The 20,034-nt window shown below is 53.1% G+C and carries 16 protein-coding genes; 7 read left to right on the top strand and 9 right to left on the bottom strand.

All coding sequences use genetic code 11. The annotated features are described in order from the left end of the window. Window positions 1-40: 40 nt before the first annotated feature. Window positions 41-2,545 (top strand): penicillin acylase family protein, encoded by a 2,505-nt coding sequence (locus EJN92_RS09745; RefSeq protein WP_126127638.1) that lies wholly within the window; start codon window positions 41-43, stop codon window positions 2,543-2,545. Window positions 2,546-2,628: 83 nt separating this feature from the next. Here EJN92_RS09745 and EJN92_RS09740 read toward each other — a convergent pair whose 3' ends face one another. The 7 genes from EJN92_RS09740 to EJN92_RS09710 all read right to left on the bottom strand — a co-directional run bounded on the left by EJN92_RS09740 (window position 2,629) and on the right by EJN92_RS09710 (window position 10,365). Further along, window positions 2,629-3,699 carry an ABC transporter ATP-binding protein gene (locus EJN92_RS09740; RefSeq protein ID WP_126127637.1) on the bottom strand — a complete coding sequence of 357 codons (1,071 nt, stop codon included), beginning with the start codon at window positions 3,697-3,699 and terminating at the stop codon, window positions 2,629-2,631. A 49-nt stretch (window positions 3,700-3,748) separates the two neighbouring features. After that, window positions 3,749-5,527, bottom strand: a complete 1,779-nt coding sequence (locus EJN92_RS09735; RefSeq protein ID WP_126127636.1) for an ABC transporter permease — start codon at window positions 5,525-5,527, stop codon at window positions 3,749-3,751. A 141-nt stretch (window positions 5,528-5,668) separates the two neighbouring features. After that, the gene (locus EJN92_RS09730) at window positions 5,669-6,763 is read right to left on the bottom strand and encodes an ABC transporter substrate-binding protein (RefSeq protein ID WP_126127635.1); all 1,095 of its coding nucleotides are present in this window, start codon (window positions 6,761-6,763) and stop codon (window positions 5,669-5,671) included. A 108-nt stretch (window positions 6,764-6,871) separates the two neighbouring features. Further along, window positions 6,872-7,840, bottom strand: a complete 969-nt coding sequence (locus EJN92_RS09725) for a Bug family tripartite tricarboxylate transporter substrate binding protein (RefSeq protein WP_126127634.1) — start codon at window positions 7,838-7,840, stop codon at window positions 6,872-6,874. A gap of 311 nt (window positions 7,841-8,151) precedes the next feature. Further along, window positions 8,152-8,544, bottom strand: coding sequence for a nuclear transport factor 2 family protein (locus EJN92_RS09720; RefSeq protein ID WP_227869786.1), 393 nt, complete (start codon window positions 8,542-8,544; stop codon window positions 8,152-8,154). A gap of 31 nt (window positions 8,545-8,575) precedes the next feature. After that, complete coding sequence (locus EJN92_RS09715) at window positions 8,576-9,358, bottom strand: alpha/beta fold hydrolase (RefSeq protein ID WP_126127633.1); 783 nt, start codon at window positions 9,356-9,358, stop codon at window positions 8,576-8,578. Beyond that, window positions 9,355-10,365: a M14 family zinc carboxypeptidase gene (locus EJN92_RS09710; RefSeq protein ID WP_126127632.1), complete on the bottom strand. Its 1,011-nt coding sequence runs from the start codon at window positions 10,363-10,365 to the stop codon at window positions 9,355-9,357. The genes EJN92_RS09715 and EJN92_RS09710 overlap by 4 nt, the downstream gene beginning before the upstream one ends. Window positions 10,366-10,526: 161 nt before the next feature. Here EJN92_RS09710 and EJN92_RS09705 point away from each other — a divergent pair, with 161 nt between their 5' ends. Then, complete coding sequence (locus EJN92_RS09705) at window positions 10,527-10,739, top strand: hypothetical protein (RefSeq protein WP_126127631.1); 213 nt, start codon at window positions 10,527-10,529, stop codon at window positions 10,737-10,739. A 4-nt stretch (window positions 10,740-10,743) separates the two neighbouring features. On the opposite strand, the gene EJN92_RS09700 is transcribed toward EJN92_RS09705, so the two are convergent. Further along, the gene (locus tag EJN92_RS09700; protein WP_126127630.1) at window positions 10,744-11,382 is read right to left on the bottom strand and encodes a TetR/AcrR family transcriptional regulator; all 639 of its coding nucleotides are present in this window, start codon (window positions 11,380-11,382) and stop codon (window positions 10,744-10,746) included. A gap of 212 nt (window positions 11,383-11,594) precedes the next feature. Here EJN92_RS09700 and EJN92_RS09695 point away from each other — a divergent pair, with 212 nt between their 5' ends. The 3 genes from EJN92_RS09695 to EJN92_RS09685 are packed head-to-tail and all read left to right on the top strand — an operon-like array spanning window position 11,595 to window position 15,118. Next, a complete protein-coding gene (locus EJN92_RS09695) occupies window positions 11,595-12,779 on the top strand; it encodes a lipid-transfer protein (RefSeq protein ID WP_126127629.1) in 1,185 nt (394 codons plus the stop codon). Window positions 12,780-12,797: 18 nt separating this feature from the next. Continuing rightward, window positions 12,798-13,940, top strand: coding sequence for an acyl-CoA dehydrogenase family protein (locus EJN92_RS09690; protein ID WP_227869785.1), 1,143 nt, complete (start codon window positions 12,798-12,800; stop codon window positions 13,938-13,940). A gap of 26 nt (window positions 13,941-13,966) precedes the next feature. Then, window positions 13,967-15,118, top strand: a complete 1,152-nt coding sequence (locus EJN92_RS09685) for a CaiB/BaiF CoA transferase family protein (protein WP_126127628.1) — start codon at window positions 13,967-13,969, stop codon at window positions 15,116-15,118. Here the strand turns inward: EJN92_RS09685 and EJN92_RS09680 are convergent. Next, window positions 15,115-16,152: a DUF475 domain-containing protein gene (locus tag EJN92_RS09680; RefSeq protein ID WP_126127627.1), complete on the bottom strand. Its 1,038-nt coding sequence runs from the start codon at window positions 16,150-16,152 to the stop codon at window positions 15,115-15,117. The genes EJN92_RS09685 and EJN92_RS09680 overlap by 4 nt on opposite strands. Window positions 16,153-16,397: 245 nt before the next feature. Between EJN92_RS09680 and EJN92_RS09675 the strand changes: the two genes are divergently transcribed. Together EJN92_RS09675 and EJN92_RS09670 are read left to right on the top strand one after the other, a co-directional pair. Beyond that, entirely contained in the window at window positions 16,398-17,549 is a 1,152-nt protein-coding gene (locus EJN92_RS09675; protein WP_126127626.1) for an IS110 family RNA-guided transposase, read from the top strand. Window positions 17,550-18,249: 700 nt separating this feature from the next. Then, entirely contained in the window at window positions 18,250-20,025 is a 1,776-nt protein-coding gene (locus EJN92_RS09670) for an alkaline phosphatase D family protein (RefSeq protein WP_126129859.1), read from the top strand. The last annotated feature ends 9 nt before the right edge of the window (window positions 20,026-20,034 follow it).

Genomic DNA, 20,034 nt, shown 5'->3' with positions numbered 1-20,034 from the left:
CCATTTTCTGTTCCGATTGAAGACTCAATAAGGAATCATAATGACACCACCAAGCATGCCTGTTACAACCAAGTGCGCGCTGCTCGCCTTGGTCTGCCCGCTATTCAGTTTTGCGGCCAGCAATGTTCTAGAAAATCAGCAATTCAGCCCACCAAATTTTGACCTGCATCATCACTATCACGCCGAAATCCGCCGCACCAGTTTGGGTGTGCCACACATCAAGGCGGATAATTGGCGTAATTTGGGCTACGGTTATGGCTACGCTCAGGCCGAAGATAATCTCTGCACTATGGCCGATGCCTTTATCACCTACCGTGGTGAGCGTTCGCTGTATCTGGGTGCCGAGGCAGGGCCATTGAACGGCAGTACCCTAGAAGCGGCCGCCAATCTGGACTCTGATTTTTATCATAAACATATAATTTCAGCGAGCGTGATTGCCACTGCCAAAGCCGCACAAAATACCGACTTGCGCGAACTGATCGCAGGTTTTGCGGCAGGTTATAACCGCTATCTGCAGCATCTAAAAAATAGCAGCAATACCGCACACCGTACCTGCCGTTATGCGGCCTGGCTGCGGCCTATAGAAACCGAAGACATCTACCGACGTATGGTGGCTGCCAATCTGGCCGGTGGCTATAGCAACTGGCTCAACAGCATCGCCAGCGCGCAGCCACCGACAAATAGTCCTGTGATGCAGAAACAATCGCTTCCACAAAAACTCTTACCCGAACACATCAAACTACCTGCTATGCAGGTAGGCGGCAAGCATGGCGTAGGCAGCAATATGATCGCTTATGGCAGTGCCGCCAGCGATACTGCTAGTCCACTGCTGTTTGGTAATCCGCATTGGTATTGGCGCGGACCTGATCGCTTTTATCAGACGCAGCTCAGCATCCCCGGCAAAATCAATGTCAGCGGGGCCTCGTTTCTGGGAGTGCCGGTCATCTTGATAGGCTATAACGACAATGTCGCCTGGAGCCATACGGTCTCGACCGCCCGCCGCTTTGGCTTCTTCGAACTCAGTCTGGCCAGCGACGATACTAGCGCCTATCTGCGCGACGGTAAAAAAGTCAAGATGAAGGCCGTCAAATTAAGCGTGGATGTGTTGCAAGCCGATGGCCGCGTGGGGCAAGTGAAACGTACTCTGTATCGCTCCGAATTTGGGCCCATGGTCAATCTGGGCTTACTCAATCCGGCACTGGCCTGGAATACCAACACTGCGTTTGCAATACGCGACATCAATGCCGACAATTTTCGCAGTTTTCGTAACTGGTTACGCTGGAACCAGGCCAGTTCTCTGGATGAATTTATTCGCATCCAAAAACAAGAGTTAGCCATTCCCTGGGTTAACACCGCAGCGATAGGGCGCGGCAGCAGTAAGGTCTGGTATGCCGATATTGGTGCGGTACCCAACGTCAGCGCGGCCCAGTCCGCAGACTGCACCACCCCGATAGGCCAGATGTTGGGCGCGATTCCGCAATTGGCACGCATCCCGTTTTTTGACGGTGCGCGCAGTAGTTGCGACTGGAAAACCGATCCCGATTCGGCACAAGCCGGAGCACTGGGCGCCGCCCGTATGCCAAGTCTGCAGCGCAGCGACTATGTTGCCAATATGAACGACAGCTATTGGAGCACTAATCCCAAGCAGCTAATGAGCGGCTACCCCGACATCATGGGCGATACCGGGAATTTTTCTTTGTCTATGCGTACTCGTCTCGGCCATCTTATGGCGCAAGGACGCTTGGATGGGCAGGATGGCTATCCCGGAAATAAAGCAAGTATAGAAACGCTGAAGCTGATGGTGCTCAACAGCCGGGCGCTGACAGCCGAACTCTTCAAGTCTCAGGCGATAGCGCTGGTTTGCGCCGCGCCGCAAATAAATCTATACAGTGATCCTGAGACTGGCCAGAGTTTCCCTGGTAGCGCGATCGATGTGCGGGCCGCCTGCGCCGCCTTGCGGGCCTGGGACAATACCGGCAATCCTGGCGCGCGCGCAGCCCATGTCTGGGATGAGTTCTGGCGGCGCGCCTCGCTGTTACCCGAAGCGCAGCTGTATCAAGTGCAATTTAATGCCAGCGATGCGATCCACACGCCACGCGACCTGAAACCTGCAGCCAGCGGCTATCTGCAACAGGCTTTTGCGGCGGCGGTCGTGCGGGTGCAGGCCAGTGGTTTCGGTATGTTGGCAACGCGCGCCGAAACGCTGTTCCTCACTCGCAATCAAAGACGCATAGGTCTGTATGGCGGTTGTGAATACTCAGGTTATTTCACGGTCAGTTGCTCTGAGAATCAGCTAGATCAGGGTGGCTATAGCATGGACCTGAATCCTAACGGCAATACCTATATGCAAGTGGTGAGATTTCAGCCACATGGGGTGGAGGCCTACAGCATGCTAAGCCACTCGCTATCGGACGACCCGGCCTCGCGGCGCTACAGTAATTTCAGTGAATATTATGCGAATAAACACTGGTTAAAAGTACCGTTTTCGGAACATGAAATCCGTAACGATGCGGGCTATCAAAGCCTAGTGATCAGTCAGCACTAAAAGTGCGGCATAAAAAAAATCCGGATATTTCATCCGGATTTTTTTATTTACTACTTACTGCGGCTAAGGGTTTTTTCTAAAAATCAATACAGCCACAGCTTATCGGCATCCAGTTGCAACCAGTATTCGCCCTGCTCTAATTTGAACGGGGAATAGGCGCGTAGACTGCCCTCGCTACCGGCATGGCCGAACAGACATTCCCAGCGATCCCCCAAATACATGCAGGTGGTCAAAGGTAGTTTGATCGCATTATCGGTCTGGGTAGATGACAGGCGCACTTTTTCCAGGCGGATGATGGCAGTCGCCTCCTCGCCTACATGCTTTCCGCGCAAAGTTGCCTTGAGCTTGCTACCGTTGACATCGATGGTGGCAAACTCGCCGTCACGCTGTACGATTTTTCCGCGCAGGCGGTTATTGCTGCCCATGAATTCAGCAGTAAACAAGGTAGCCGGTGTTTCGTACATACTTTGCGGTGTGCCTTGCTGCTCAATCACGCCATTGTTAAGTAATAAAATACGATCGGAAATCGCCATCGCCTCACCCTGATCATGCGTCACCATCAGTGCCGATAAATTCAGTCGCACGATCAGTTCACGCAAGAAGGCGCGCGCCTCTTCACGCAATTTGGCGTCCAGATTCGAGAGTGGCTCATCCAGCAAAATGACGGGTGGGTTGTACACCAGCGCACGGGCTATCGCCACCCGCTGTTGCTGACCGCCCGACAATTGATGCGGAAAACGTTCACCCAAGTGTGCCAGGCCGAGTTGCGCCAAGACTTCTTTGACCTTGGCGGCAATATCGGTGCCGTTCATCTTGCGCAGCTTTAGCCCGTAGCCTACGTTGTCGTTAACGGTCTTGTGCGGCCACAGTGCGTAGGATTGAAATACCAGACCCAGATTGCGTTGCTCGGCCGGAATCTCTAAATGCGCAGCGCCATCAAACACTTTACGTTCACCGATATGGATACTACCGGTCTTAGGTGTTTCCAACCCTGCGACGGCGCGTAACAGCGTGGTTTTTCCACTACCGGATGGTCCCAACAAGGCCACCACTTCGCCGCGTTCCAGATTCATGGAAACGCCCTTGAGAATAGGATTGGCAGTAGCACCGGAACCGTATTCCAGGGTTAATTCATTGACGCGTAATTCAGACATAATGTGCTCTCTTAATTTTGTAGGTATTCGTTTGTTCTAAGACGATTTTTTAATGGCTTAACTTGACGCCGAAACGTAGTGCCAGACCCAGACCAACAGCGACCAGCGCGATATTGATGAAAGATAGTGCAGCCACCAGATCGACTGAACCGCCCGCCCACAGCGAGACGATTAAGGCACCGATCACCTCAGTACCAGGTGACAGCAAATACACACCGGTAGAGTATTCACGTTCAAAGATCAGAAACACCATCAACCAGGCACCCATCAGGCCAAACTTCACCAAGGGCAGAGTTACATCGCGCGTCACCTGGCCACGGCTGGCACCGACCGCACGTGCGGCTTCTTCCAGCTCTGGTCCTACCTGCAACAAGGCAGTGGAGATCAGCCGCAGACCATACGCCATCCAGACCACCGAATACGCCAGCCAGACTGAAAAGATGGTGGAGCGCACTTCACGCAACGGCGGGATCAAATTGTCCATTAACCACAGCGCCACAGGATTGTCGAAGTGCTTGAGCCCGCCTTCCAGCCAGCTAGGCACGAACAAAAATACCCATAAAAATGCCAGACCTGCCAATAAACCTGGAATGGCACGCGGCACCAGCACGCTGTAGTCGAGCAGACGGGTAATGCCATCCGGTTTTCTATGCATCGCCAGCGCAATCGCGGCATAACAGATGACAGCCAAGGCACCACCGATAACGCCGATCAAGACAGTATTCAAAATACCGCGCATCAGCGAAGGCTGCTCTAAAATATCGCGGAAATGTTGCAAGGTCAGCACATCAGCCAGTTGCACGCCTTCACCCCAATACGAAACAAAAGCGCGCAAGACGATCCCCGACAACGGGATCACGATAGTGAAGGCCAACCAAGCCGCCAACACCGCAAATGCCAACCATTTCCAGCGTCCCAAAGGCAGGGGTTTTTGACGTGCGCCCTTGCCCTTGATGGAGACATATTTATTCGCAGATTTGAGTAACCAGCGCTGTATCATCACCAAAGGCATGGTGACCGCCACCAGACAGACTGCCGCTGCCGCCATCAGATGGTAAGAAGGGGTACCGAGTTTATTCGTCAATTTATACAAATAGGTGGCCAACACCAGATGGCCCTCAGGATCACCTAAGACCAGCACCAGTCCGAACACTTCAAAGCCGAGGAAAAACACCAGTACCGCGGCAAATGCCAGCGCTGGCATGATCATAGGCAGGGAAACATGCAAAGCCACCTGAAACGGTGAAGCACCTGCCACACGAGCGGCCTCTTCCACATCGGAGCCTAGACTCTTCAAAGCCGAAGAAGAATACAGATACACGTGCGGCACATGGGTCAGTCCTGCGATCAGCACGATGCTAAAGAAGGAGTAAATATTCCATGGTTCCACGCCGGTCAATTGCTTGATCCACAGCGTATAAAAGCCGACTGGCCCCATCGCCACCACATAGCCGAACGCCATCACCATAGGCGAGACAAAAATCGGCACCAGTAACATCGGTTCTATCCAGCTGCGCCCTGGCAGATCGGTACGCGTCATCAAAAACGCCAACATGCCACCGAGCGGCACCGCGATCCCGGCCAGGCCACTGGCGAGTATCAGACCATTCCAGAAAGCGTCGCGAAAATCCGGATCATCAAAAATGAAACGATAGGAATCAAAGGTAAATTCTTTGATAGGCGCAAAGAAGGGCGCCGACAAAAAACTCTGAAAAAATATCAGACAAATCGGCGTAAAGATCACCAACAAGGCCAAAGTAACGACCAAACCGCGTGGCCAGTTGAGGTGCGACCATTTAGCGGGGGGCGCGAGAGCGGGGGTGTGCATAAGATGCCCTGTTCAAATTAAAAAGTATGTGCTTAGCCTACATCAGATCCAAGGACGCTAACGCATGCAAATATAAAAAGGGGAAGAGAGCGCGTAGTCACGGCTCAGGTCTGCAACAGCGACTACGCACAATTGAGGGGTTTACTTCTTACCTGCGGTTTCTTTCCATTGCTTCAGGAAAGCCAGGCGTTTAGTTTGATCCAGATATTGCAAGAGCATAGGATTAACCGGCAAAGGCTTCATGCCCGCACCGACTCTTTTTGCCAAGCCTCTAGGATTGGCTTCGCCAGTGACATCGGGTCGGATAGAAAATAAATTCGCCTCATTGGCGATAATATTTTGACCGCGCTTGGAGAGTGTGTAATCAAGCCAAAGCTTGGCCGCATTGGCGTGTTTAGCGGCTTTGCTGATAAACATCACACGCGCCAGGATCAGCGTGTAGTCGGTAGAAAATTGCACGCCTATCGAAGGATCTTTGGCGGCTCTGGCCAGAGCATAAGAACCGAGGATGTTGTAACCGAGCAGATTTTCACCGGACGAGATGCGCTCTAACATGGTGCCGGTAGAAGACTGTACCCGCACGCTAGCGGTACCAAAGGCCTTGGCCAGATTCCAAAAATCAGTATTCTCGCGGCTGTCCTGAGTGATGAACATGAAGCCGACACCCGATTTTTCGATATCGTAAGTCGTCACCTTGTTTTTGAATTTTCCGGTGTTGGTGCTAATTAGCTTGGCAAACTCGGCGTGGGTCTTAGGCACTTCATCCGCGCTCACCAGACGCTTATTGTAGACAAATACGGCCGGCTCAAAAGTGGTGCCGTAGGCGGTCGTATTCCAGATTGCCCAAGCTGGGATATTGCTGATTTCTGGTGAGGCATAACTCAGGCCATAGCCATCCGAAGCCAATTTAATTTGCAGATCCATGGCGGATGACCACAACAGATCCGCGCTATTGCCGCCGGCCGCCATTTCAGAAATATAGCGGTTATAGACTTCGGTGGAATTCATGTCGTTGTATTCGACCTGCAATTCCGGGTAGATGCTCTTGAAATCTTTGATCAAAGGCTCGACCGCCTTAGTATCGGTGGCGCTATAAATCACCACTTTGCCTTCTTTTTTCGCGGCATCGACGATCTTGCTGTAATCGGCCGGATAGCCGGCCGGCAATTGCGCCCAAGCCGACAGACTGAAACTAAGACCTGTGATAGCGCTGACTATGAGTGATTTTGAAATCATTTTGTCTACTCCGTGATGGGATCTAATTTTTTATTTATGAATGTTTATGGATGAAGCGGGTATAGCGATCAAATTTATTGCGCGCTTACTTTTACTGCAAACTGCTAGCTAACGTACCTGACCAAACTCTTGCGCCTGCGTGCGGTAATTTTGTACTGCGCGTTCTATGTAGTCAGTCAGGGCTTTGCCAGTCATGGCAAACGGATACAGACCATGCGCCTTGCGCATTTCATCAAAGGCTGGGGTCGCCATCACAGTCTGGAAGTGACTCACCCATTTTTGATATTCCGCCTCGCTGACCTGCGGCCCCATGTAGACCCCGCGAATAATCGGCCAGGTGACGTCGTAACCTTGTTCGTGCGCCGTCGGCACGTTCGCCAGCGGACCCGGCAAGCGCGCGTCCGACAATACCGCCAATACCCGTATCTTGCCTTCACGCGCATGTAGACTCGCTTCTGAGGCGTCGCCAGAGACTGCCTGTACGTGGCCAGCCAATAGCGCAGTGAAAGATTCACCACCGCCCTCAAACGCCACCAACCTCAAGCTCTTAGGATCGATCTTCGATTGTTTCGAGAGCTGCGCCATCTTGAGCCAATCCTGACTACCGATGGTGCCACCGGCGCCGATCGCCACCGCCGCAGGCTTGTCTTTGATGGCCTTCATCAAATCACGCAAATTTTGGTAAGGTGAATCGGCGCGCACCGCGATCATGCCGTAATCGGTGCCTATCGCTGCCACCCAGCGCACATGACTAGGTTCAGAGCGACCAAATTTACCCTCCGCCAGATTCAATAAGGAGCCGCCTGAATACGCCACCAGGGTATTCGGTTCATTCTTGCGCTGCGCCACGATAGAACTCCAGGCTACCGCACCGACCCCACCTGGCAAATAATTGATCTGCATATCGCTAGCTGGCATCGCTTGCCGCGCCAGCTTACAAGTCTGATCCATGCCGCCGCCAGGCTTGGCCGGAACGATGCACTGCACCTTGTGATCCTCAGCCTGCACCGGTGCCAGCGCCAGCCATAACAGGCTGATCGATAGGGTGATGCAAAGTGGGCGAACGGCAAACGACATGAACGGCTCTTTCTTGTAATGAGATCAGGAAATCAAGAGATTCCAGAATTGGACAAATCATACCGCTATCTGTCTTTCAGTAAGCTTTCAGCAAATAGCGCAGCTTGAAGTCATGCGCATATCAGAAAAAACTGTAGTTTTTATGAAAAAAAATAGTGAACACCCCGCTCGCGCATATTCCATGCGCCTCTCCAGCCAGCATGGCTGCAAACCCGCATGGAATATGCGCGTTAGCGGCATGGTTTAAATTTAATACGGCTCAAATGGTGAACGCTTTTGCCTTACCAAAGCCAACGCCTGTCGTACCTGCTTTATCCGGGTAGCGGCTGCAAATCGTAGTGAAACACTTTGGAGATAATCTGCCAGCGTCCCTCTAGTTTGATCAGGGTCAGCAGATCGGTGAAAAATTTGGGACCGATCGCACATTCCAGGCGCGCAAAAGCGGTCACCGGCCCGGCTAGCTCTATCGATAGTATACGATCCCGGCGCGCTTCATGGCGACTAGCGGGAGACTCGCGCTGGGCGACGATGGGGAAATACTCTTGCATAGTCAGGTGCAACAGGCTGCCGTCGCTGGCGCAGAAATATTGTGCGCTGGGATGGAACACGCTTGCCAGCAATTGGCTATCACTGCGATACAGACCGTCGAAATAGTCGGACAGCAAGGCGATGATCGCTGGGTAGTCGGTTTGCATAGTGAGCATTCAGGTTTGAGAGTTTAGAAAATTTTTAGTCTTAAACTTCGACTTGGTTCAGCCACAGTCTGATTTGCTGTATTACCCAGTCCGCGTCATCGAGCGGGATATCGTGACTGGCATGCGGATGTAGCCTGAGCGGACAGCGCCAGCGCTGCGCCAGGGTGATCGAGCACTGTACATTCACCAATCTATCTTGCTGCCCAGCGAGTAATAGCAGCGGCACGGTGGGGGCCTCTGGGGCGGCGCGATAACTGATGGCGGCGTACAGCTGGCGCAAAATATTGCGCCGCGTGCTAGGGCATAGTCTGGCATAGCTGATCCACTGTTGCAAAATAGCTGGCGCCGCTGCGCTAGCGCTTTGCTGGCTGGTCAGGCGCAAGATCAGGGCTTCGCGCTGGGCTAAGGAGGCTGTGCACAAAAAACGCAGCAAAGCTGGATAATTTTGCGGTCTGAGACGCTGATAAAACGGGTTAAAGGGCGCCAGGCTGGTATTGATCAAGACTAGTTTTTCTACCTCATGTGGAAACTGTCTGGCCCAGTCGACTGCCACCATCGCGCCTAAGGATAAAGCCAGCACCCGATAAGGTGGGCTATGTCCGAGTTGCTGCAATTGCCTGCGTAGATCTTGCCACATGGCCGCCACATTACTGGCGCTGGCTTGCGCATGCAGACTGCCATTGCCAGCAAAATCGAGGCAGATGACGGGGGCTGCGAACTCAGTTTGAAATTGCGCCGGGAAAGCGCCCCAATGTCTTTGCTCACGCATCAAGCCGCGCAATAAGACCCAAGTGCCGGGCTGTGTGGGCGCGCTGCTGCTCATGGGCGATACCAGCGCGCGACCGCGCGTTCTTGCTGACGACAGCGGCGTGGGCCAGTGGCCAACCAATTCTCATGACCGCAGGCGGCACGAATTAAAAAATCCAGCCAAACTGTATGCCCGCGCAAGACTCTTTGCAGGCGATGTTGCGCGGTAGGATTGAACATGCCATGGCGTGAGAACAATTGCCTTGGGTTTTTCTTAACCCATAACCAGGAGCCCATCTCCAGCGTCAGTGGTAAAAAAGTTTTGCCGGGATCTTGTTGCGCTTGCAGATAGAGATAATCCCAGATGTCGCCATGGGTACGATATTGCAGACTCTGAGGCTCAAACAGGTAACGGTGATTCGGGTGGCTCTGTTCGAATAATTCTTCCAGCGCCAGGATGTCTGCCAGATGCGAGATTGGATGTACGCTATGCGCATGTGGAAACCACAGGCGATCGCGTAAGCCAAAGCCAGAATGGCAATCGAGCGCAATGCTAAATGGGCGGCTGAGTAATTCGTCGCTGACGACACGACACAGAGCCAGATTTTCTAACTCCATCTCACTTCCGAGTACCCCTCGATACCAAGGCAGACGCGGGCTGTAGCGATGCCCGCCAAGTAAAAATGGTACCTTGCCCAAGGCCTCTACCGGCGCATTGCGCATCAGATCGACACCCTGAAAATTGCAACGGGTATTGTCTGCCATGCCGGCCGGATTGATTAAGGGCATGAATACTAGCCGCACTTCTTGCAAGAGATGATGCAGACTCTTATCCCAGCTCAGACGGGTAATCAGACCACGCAAAAAACATAATAAGACTTGCGTACCGATACGCTCCAGCCCGTGGATGCCGCCAAAAAATCCTATCGCAGGCAGACTTTTATCTGGATTCCCCAGGCTCAGTTGATACACGGGATAAGTCTGCGCGGCGGCAGTCACTTGGCACACTACCTGGCTTTCCAGATGGCCAGCGCCTAGCTTAATCAGACGTTCCAGTTCTCGTAACTCGGGCAGGCTGTGCATGGGCGTTGTGGGTGGAAAAGAACTCGCCCATGCTAGTGGAGTAATAAAAAGAAAGCAAGATTAATAAGTCAGCGAGAACTTAGGAAGTGTGAAACTTTTTTGCTTAGGCTCACTCTAACTCACTCCACCAATTGCATTTGCCCTGTATCGGAAGCCAAGACATGTTAAAGATAACGACGACACTCGCGACTAGCTGCTTGATTTTATGCGGACTGGCAGGCTGTGCAATCCCTTACGACATCATGCAAGAGCAGGCGATCGACGCCTGTAAAAAAATCGACGATAGAAATGAAAGAAATAACTGTCTGGCAAAAAATAAAACTAGCTATGAAAGCTACGAAAAACAGCGGCAAGAATTGCTGAATAAAAAATAGATACTTAGGGCTGCGTCGCCAGATTCAACACGGCTTGCCGCAGCGCCGCATGGATATGCGCGACCTCGCCGCCCGGGCTGCGTTTATGCAAGCGGAATAGCATTAAACCTTCGACTTGCGCGACGATTAAGATCGCTCTGAGCATGGCTTGCTCATCCGAAATTGCCGGTGAAATACCCTGAATTAATTTGAAAATTGCTTTTCTTTCACGCGCCAACATCTTATCCATCAGATTAGAGGCAAATTCATTTCGCTCTGCCAGCGCCCAAATCTCAAAAAATACTCCATGCGTGACCGGGTCGCTTAATTCATCCAGGAACATCTGTATCGTGCTGTCCAGCCGTTGTATGCGGTCGCGTCCATCCATATTGGCGGCAATCGCGTCGACCTTGGCCTGAAAATTATTCATGCTGAACTGCAGCATGGCTTCGATCAGAATATCTTTACTTTTGTAGTAATGCTGCACATTGCTCAAACTGATGCCGACATCGCTAGCGACCCGCCGCATACTTAGACCGGCATAACCTTCGCTGGCAAAAATTCGTCGCGCCGCATGCAAAATCTCCAGCGCACGGCCCAAACCTTTTTCTGTGGTGAGCGAGGTCTTGCTCTTGAGTGGGTGAGTGCTAGCTGTGGTATTCATGTCAGGATAAATGGGTAAGTAACAGGATTTAGCCTCCCGTACCAGGCTAGGGTTTTCGGCGGCGCGCCTAGCGCGCAACAATTTTGCGTAAGCCTTAAGCCGGTAAATTATCCCACAGCCATTGACAAATAGTAGGGCTGACCTATAATTTGCACGCTATAGGTCGAATGACCTAATTACTCTCTACTTGCAAAAAATCTACTGGAGTCTGTATGAGTCATCAAGTCTTTGTGTCCGGCGTAGGTATGATCCCCTTCACCAAACCCAGCGCCACTGGGCCGTATGACGAGATGGGCGCGGCCGCCGCACGCATGGCGCTAGCCGATGCGGGTATCGCCTATGCGGACATACAACAAGCTTACGTAGGTTATGTGTATGGCGACTCGACCAGCGGTCAGAAAGCCTTGTACAAAGTCGGCATGACTGGCATCCCCGTTTTCAACGTCAACAACAATTGCTCGACCGGTTCCACCGCCTTGTTTCTGGCACGTCAGGCGATCGCTAGCGGCGCGCTCGATTGTGTGCTGGTGCTGGGTTTTGAACAGATGAGTGCGGGCGCTCTGGGTTCGATTTTTCAAGACAGACCGAGTCCGTTTGATGCCTTCGATGCGGTCACCGATCAATTGGTGGGCATGCCGCAGATCCCGCTGGCCTTGCGCTATTTTGGTGGTGCTGGTCTGGCACATATGCAAAAATACGGCACCCCGCTAGACGCCTTTGCCAAAATCCGCGCCAAAGCCAGCCAGCATGCCGCGAATAATCCCCTGGCAGTGTTCAAGCAGGTCGTGAGCGCCGAAGAGGTGCTTAATTCCACCATGATATGGCCAGGTGTGATAACCAAGCTGATGGCGTGTCCACCGACCTGCGGTGCGGCGGCAGCGGTGCTGGTATCAGCCTCTTTTGCTAAAGCGCGCGGCCTAAACACCAGCGTGTATATCGCAGCGCAAGCCATGACGACCGATACCCCATCCACCTTTGAATCCGATGACATGATGCGCTTAGTCGGTTACGACATGAGCAAGGCTGCCGCCGCGCAGGTGTACCGCCAAGCCGGCATTGGCCCTGAGGATCTTGATGTGGTCGAGTTGCATGACTGTTTCGCGCATAACGAGCTGATTACCTACGAAGCGCTGGGTCTGTGCCCAGAGGGCGGTGCGGATAAATTTATTTGCGATGCCGACAATACTTATGGTGGCCAAGTGGTGACCAATCCTTCCGGTGGCTTGCTATCGAAAGGCCATCCTTTAGGCGCAACTGGGCTGGCGCAGTGTTTTGAGCTGACCCATCAGTTACGCGGCAGCGCAGGTGCGCGCCAGGTAGCCGGTGCACAAATCGCCTTGCAACACAATCTGGGTCTCGGGGGCGCTTGCGTAGTCACCATGTACCGCGCCAGTTAAAATTTTTAAGGGACAAGCATGAACTACCAATCCGCCTGGATGACACCAGAATTAGAAAGTTTTAGGGATGCCGTAAGACGTTTTATCGCGAGCGAAATTACACCACATCAGGACGCCTGGAAGCAGCAACAACATGTCGACCGCAAGCTGTGGAATAAGGCCGGCGAGATGGGCATGTTATTGGCCGATATCCCGGAACAATATGGTGGCGCTGGCGGTAATTTTGCTTATCAATGCGTGGTATTTGAAGAACTTGCCAGTGCTGGCGATAGCGCCTTCGGCATCCATGTACATGCGATAGTCGCGCATTATCTGTTAAACCAGGGTACCCAAGCCCAGAAAGAAAAATACCTGCCCAAATTAGCCAGCGGCGAAATGGTGGCGGCGATCGCCATGTCCGAGCCGGGCGCAGGATCGGATCTAAAAGGCATACGCAGCACTGCCTTGCTAGACGGTGACGCCTATCTGCTCAATGGCTCCAAGACCTTTATCTCTAACGGTTATCTGGCGGATCTGATCGTGGTGGTGTGCAAGACCGATCCTGAGGCCGGTGCCAAGGGCGTCTCTTTGCTGCTGCTGGAAACAGAGAATTGCGCGGGCTTTAAGGTCGGCCGCATACTCGAAAAAATGGGCCAAAAAGGCCAGGATACCTGCGAGCTGTTTTTCGATAATATCCGCGTGCCGGTAGAAAACATTTTGGGTGGGGTAGAAGGAAAAGGCTTTAGCCAACTGATGACCGAACTACCTTACGAGCGCACCATACTCGGTGTCGGCGGAGTGGCAAGCATAGAACGCGCCCTGCGCCTGACGGTAGAACACTGTAAGCAACGCAAGGCCTTTGGCCAGGCTCTGATAGAGATGCAGAACACCCGCTTTGTACTGGCAGAAATCAAGACCGAAGCGACCATCGCGCGTACCTTCATCGATCGCTGCATCGTCGATATGATAGAGGGTCGCATGGACGCCGAACTAGCCTCGATGGCGAAATACTGGGTCAGCGATTTGCAGTGTAAAGTGGTGGATCAGTGTCTGCAATTATTTGGCGGTTATGGATATATGCTGGAATACCCGATTGCCCAGATGTATGTGGATGCCAGAGTGCAAAAAATCTACGGCGGCGCCAATGAAGTCATGAAAGAGATTATCGCCCGTTCTCTGTAATTGCAATCCCAGACGAAAGACATACCATGGCCGGACCCTTGGCAGGATTACGCGTTATAGAAATGGTGGGGCTAGGCCCTTGCCCGTTTGCGGCCATGATGCTGGCCGACATGGGTGCCGAGGTGATACGAATCGACCGTAAAGCGCTCGTTGGCGCAGCGAATCCCTTCCCTATGCTGGGTACCAAATTTGATGTGATGGCGCGTGGTCGCCGTTCGCTAGCGCTGGATCTAAAACAGCCCGAGGCGCGCGAATTACTGCTCGATTTGGTGCAGCACGCCGACGTTCTGATCGAGGGTTTCCGCCCCGGTGTGATGGAGCGCCTAGGCTTGGGTCCTGAGCCTTGTCAGGCCCGGAATCCTAGTCTGGTGTATGGACGTGTGACCGGCTGGGGTCAGACCGGGCCGCTGGCACAGGCCGCTGGGCACGACATCAATTATCTGGCACTCAGTGGCATGTTGCAGGCCATGGGGCGCGCCGACACGCCACCGCCTCCGCCGCTCAATCTGGTGGGCGATTTTGGTGGCGGCGGTATGCTGCTGGCCTTCGGTGTGCTGTGCGCACTGCTAGAGGCGCGCGGCTCGGGTAAAGGACAAGTCATCGATGCCGCGATGCTAGAGGGCTCGGCCTTGCTCGGTTCCATGATTTACGGCTTTCGCGCCTTTGGTGCATGGCAAGATCAGCGCGCGGCGAATCTGCTCGATGGCGGGGCCCATTTTTACGATAATTATGCCTGCGCCGATGGTAAATTTGTCTCTATCGGTGCGATAGAACCGCAGTTTTATGCGCAATTATTACGCTTGTGTGAGATCAGCGATCCCAGCTTCGACGCGCAAATGGATAGGCAGCTATGGCAGCAGCTGAAACAAAAGCTGGCCGCCATCTTCAAAACCAAATCGCAACGCGAATGGTGTGACTTGATGGAAGGCAGCGAAGTATGCTTCGCCCCGGTATTAGACATGGCAGCAGCACCGCAACATCCGCATAATCTGGCGCGTGCCAGTTTTATCGAAGTGGCAGGAGTTAGCCAACCGGCCCCGGCGCCGCGCTTTAGTCGCAGCCAAACAGCGGTCAGCGCGCCACCTGCCACGCCAGGGCAACATAGTGAAGCAATACTCAAAGACTGGCATATTGCCCCCGAGCGTATCGCTATGCTTTTGGATAAAAGAGTGATTTAAAGCTGTTTTTCTGAGCGTTGATGTTTAATCGATGACCACAAGGAAGCAAAAATAAAACTCACCCCGACTAAGCCCGTAAACAATTCAGGGATATGGTATTTGATACTGGCAAACATGATCAGGGCCAAAATACCGATCGCATAATGTGCACCATGTTCCAGATACACATATTTCTCCAAGGTGCCTTGCCTTACCAGATAAACCGTCATGGCACGCACGAACATGGCACCGATGGCCAATCCCAGCATGATCAAGACCACATCGCTGGTGATCGCGAAGGCACCGATCACGCCATCGAAAGAGAAGGAGGCATCCAGCACTTCCAGATAGAGAAAACCGCCTATGCCACCACGTTTTACGACACCGCCCAGATCGACGCCGGTGAGTTCTTCTTTCTCCAGCAAGTTACTGACAAAATCGACACCGACATAGGTGATGATGCCCCACACCCCGGCTAATAACACGGCCAACTGTTGCTTTGCGCCCACCAGACTAATACTCGACAGCACCACCGCCAAAGCGAGCAAGACCGGCACCGATCCTATCCTGCCGAATAAGGCGAGCTTTTCTTCCACATGGCCTAACCAGTGCAATTCTTTTTTCTCGTCCAAAAGAAAATTCAGAAACACCAAGAGCAAAAATACCCCGCCAAATGCCGCTACCTCGGCATGGTGGGCAATCAGATGCGTAGAAAATTCTTTGGGATTGTGTAGCGCCAGTCGCCCCACCTCCAGCAAGCCCAAATCAGCCGCCTGCGCCACCACCACCAGAGGAAACAGCAAGCGCATCCCGAACACTGCCAGCACGATGCCCAAGGTTAAAAACAAGTTTTGCCAGTAGGCGTCCCAGTTTTTTAAAACAGAGACATTCACCACCGCATTATCAAAAGAAAGCGAAATCTCTAATACCGCCAAGATCAACGTAAGCCCGAGCGCGCTGGCGGCCGCTGCCATACCCCCATGGGTGTAACCCCAATAGGCGGCCAAGGCTAAGCAGATCAGTGAGATCAGGATGGAAAAACGGAAGTGAAGCATGTGCGCCTATCTAATCGGGGAAAGTTGACAGCAAAGAGTGACATACAAAGGCTTTTTGACGCAAACTTATTCGCCTGAGCCCAGGCTTGCTTGCCCTTAAAAATGAGCCCCCCCGCTGCGGCGCATATTCCATGCGGGTTTGCAGGCATGCCGGCCTGTAGATCCTATGATTTAAAAAAAAGAGTCGATCCCAAATCTCCCCGCCCTAAAATAAAAGTACGAACAATCAATTTAAGGAGATCAAAATGGAATCGACTCTTATCACAGATTTTACGCCAGAGATGACTACTTTGGCTGTGGCGTTTGAATTATCCAAAGCGAGCTGGAAGATAGGCTTGCACGATAGCAAACGAGAACACCCTGCGATGCACACCGTTGCCGATGAAGCTGCTCAGAAACGGCTAGAGCAAGCCGTAGCGGTGATTGAAGAGACCAAACAAAAATGGGGACTAGCTCAGCCGCTGCGCGTGGTCGTCATGTACGAAGCGGGGCAGGACGGTTTCTGGATCGCCAGAGCGCTCATCCAACTCGGTTATGAAGCGCTAGTCATTGATCCGGCCAGCATCCCGGTAGAGCGGCACGCACGACGTGCCAAGACCGACCGTTTAGACACGATCAAACTGCTCACCTGCTTGCGCGCCTGGCTACGCGGCGAACGCGACCGCATGCATGTCATCCGGATACCGGAGTCTGCCGCGGAAGCGCAACGCCAGCTGGTACGTGACCGCGGTGAACTGCAAAAGGAATGCGGACAACATCGCGACCGCATCCGCAAGCTATTGCGCACCGTTGGCTGCTGGGACAGCATGGATAGTCACTTTGCCAGGCGACTGGCCGATGGTGACGTCAGATGTCACGACGGCAGCGCACTAGCGCCCGAGTTACAGCAGCGGCTGCGCCGGGAAAGCGTACGCATGGAGCTGGCCGAGCAGCAACTGCTGGCGTTAGAAAAGGCCCTGGTCAAGCAACTGCCAGAAAGCACCCAAGAGCGCATCGCCACTCTGACCCGGCTCAAGGCCATCGGCAAGGTGGGTGCGATGCGCATTGTGCTCGAATTATTCTGGCGCGATTTCGACAATCGGCGCCAGGTCGGCTCCTGCGTAGGCTTGGTGCCGCAACCCTACGACAGTGGCGAAAGCCATATCGACCAAGGCATCAGCAAGCAAGGCAACCGGCGTGTGCGCGCCTTGCTGGTCGAAATGGCGTGGATGTGGCTACGCTACCAGCCGGAAAGCGCACTGACGCGCTGGTTTGATAAGCGGACACAAGGCAGCGGACCGAATAAACGCGCCCGACGTATCGCCATCATCGCGGTCGCCAGACGACTGGTGATTGCCTTATGGCGCTATTTGAAGGATGGGGTTATTCCAGACGGGGCGACGTTAAAGGCAGCGTAGAGTTAAGCAAGGGAGCAGCGACAGAGCAAACCAACGAATTGAAGTGAATAAGCCCGCCATGCGCCTTGGTTGCCAACAGCAACCGCCTATACGAGATGGGGTTTATTGGAATTGAGGTCACCTTAGCGCAACGCGCATGCAGGATTTGGTTGGCGTAGAAAAGCCAGCGGATAGAAGGTGGTGAAGCTCTATGCTTCACGAAACGATGACCGAAAGCTTCAAAGAGTTTGAATGAGCGTCACTGTAGATATGCCCAACAGGAGTCAAGGACGCGCTGAAAAGCGAGCATGGTGGTAAGGCAAAAAGCGCGCCTTACCACCCGGCGACAGCGTAATGTTGATTACTTGGGCGTCAAGGGTTCGCTACGCTGGGCTACGCCCACCCTTGACACCCAAGTAATCAACAAAGTAAAAATAGCCGTGAATGGGATAAATTTGAGAAAACCTCTTGATGTTAATCATAGAAGGCGCATGGGATATGCGCCCTGGGCTTGCCCGCTTTGAAAATTAAAATGTCGCCAAAGTACGACAAAGCTAGACGATAAAAATCGCTATTGCTACCTAGCCGCGCGCGCTTTTGGCGCGATACAACAAAAGCTCTGGCATGAACGCGCAATACACTTGCTGCTATCACTCTCTACACTGGTTTAAAAAACACGCCAAACATGGCAAACCAAACTACAAGAGAGAGACACGAGATGATGGATAGGCGACAATTTATACGTAGTGCAATGTATTTTACGGTGGCCAGTGCCACCGCAGGTCTGAGCGCCTGTGGTGGTGGCGAATCAGCGGCTGCCGAAGGCACGTTTTCCTTCCCTTCAGGCGTCGCCAGCGGTGACCCAAAAGCGAACAGTGTGGTGTTCTGGACCCGCTGCGTCGGCCCCGCAGCCCAGCTATCGATCGCGCTAAAGCTGGAAGTTTCCAGCTCAGCGAAATTTGAGACCGTGCTGGCATCCGTCGCACTCTCAGCCACCAGCCAGTATGATTTCACCGTGCGCGCCAAAGTAACCAATCTGCAAGCCAATAGCGTGTATTTCTACCGCTTTGTCAGTGGCCAGGATAGCAGCGTGGTAGGCCAGACTAAGACGGCACCAGCCGCCGGCAGCACCCCAGCGCAAGTGAAATTTGCCTGGCTTACTTGCCAGGACTGGAGTGTGAATCACTGGTCGGCCATGGATTTACTGGCGGCAGAAGAGATCGATTTTATGGTCCATCTGGGCGACTACATCTACGAAACCGTGGGGGCATCGTTCCAAACTGCACAGGCCGAAGCAGCCCACACGCGCATCAGCTTACCAAACGGTCTGGCTGTACCTGGCGGTGGAACCTACGCCAATAGTGTGGACGATTACCGCACGCTGTACCGCACCTATCGCTCCGATCCGCGTTTGCAAGAATTGCATAGAAAATTCCCTATGATCGCGATTTGGGATGATCATGAATTTTCTGATGATTGCTGGCAAGATCACCAAACCTATAATAATGAAAATAAGCAGGAGACCTCGCGCCGACGCAATGCCAATCAGGCTTGGGTAGAAAATATGCCCATCGATTTCGGCGATGTTTCGTTCGACCTGAACAATAGCAGTTACCAAAATATCCGCATTTATCGCGATTTTCAATTCGGTACGCTGATGCATCTGGTGATGACAGATCAGCGTCTGTACCGCGACGACCACGCGGTTGATGAGGCCGCGGTCGCACTAGCCTTAGGGCATAATCCGGCGAGCGGCAACGATGCCATCGGTGCGCGTTATTTTGTACCGCAAACGAGCTTGAAGCAATTTGAAGGCCTGGATACTTTTGCGCTACAACACGCACCAAGCATACTCGGTGCCACCCAGACCCAGTGGTGGAAAGACACCCTAAAATCGAGCAATGCGGCCTGGAAAGTATGGGGCAACGAGGTCACCCTGAACCGTATGTGGGTCGATATGCGCGCCGCCGCACCAGCGCCTTACAACCAGGTGTATATCGTCAATGCAGATGCCTGGGACGGCTATCCTACCCATCGCGCCGAGCTGATGACTTACCTGAAAACCGAAAACATTAAAAACGTGGTGGCGATCACGGGTGACTTGCATGCCTTCCAATGTGGCACCATCCGAGATAATCCTGATCCAGCCATCGGTACTGCAGTGGCGGTCGATTTTGTTGCGGCCGGCATCAGCAGCACCTCTTTCTACAATTATCTGAAAGCCGGTGCTGGTGGAACACCGCTGGAACCTTTGGTGGCGACGCCCGCGACATTTGATGCGATCATACGCGGGAATAATCCTGATTTTGCTTACGTTGATCATGATGCTCAGGGTTATGCCGTAGCGACGGTTACAGCCAGTGCGTTTACCGTGATGTTCAATAAAGTTAAACCACTCAACGCCGATGGCAGCAAGCCAGCCCAGCCTTTACTCAAACGCACCCGTATCAACCTGGCCTCAGGTTCGACCTCACCGCAAGTGACAGACAACGTTTAGTCGCGTTTG

Origin of the sequence: Undibacterium parvum, from assembly GCF_003955735.1 — a bacterium.
GTDB classification, from domain to species: Bacteria; Pseudomonadota; Gammaproteobacteria; order Burkholderiales; family Burkholderiaceae_D; genus Undibacterium; species Undibacterium parvum.
The sequence above is the reverse complement of the archived record's forward strand: the minus strand, read 5'-3'. Positions and strand labels throughout refer to the sequence as shown.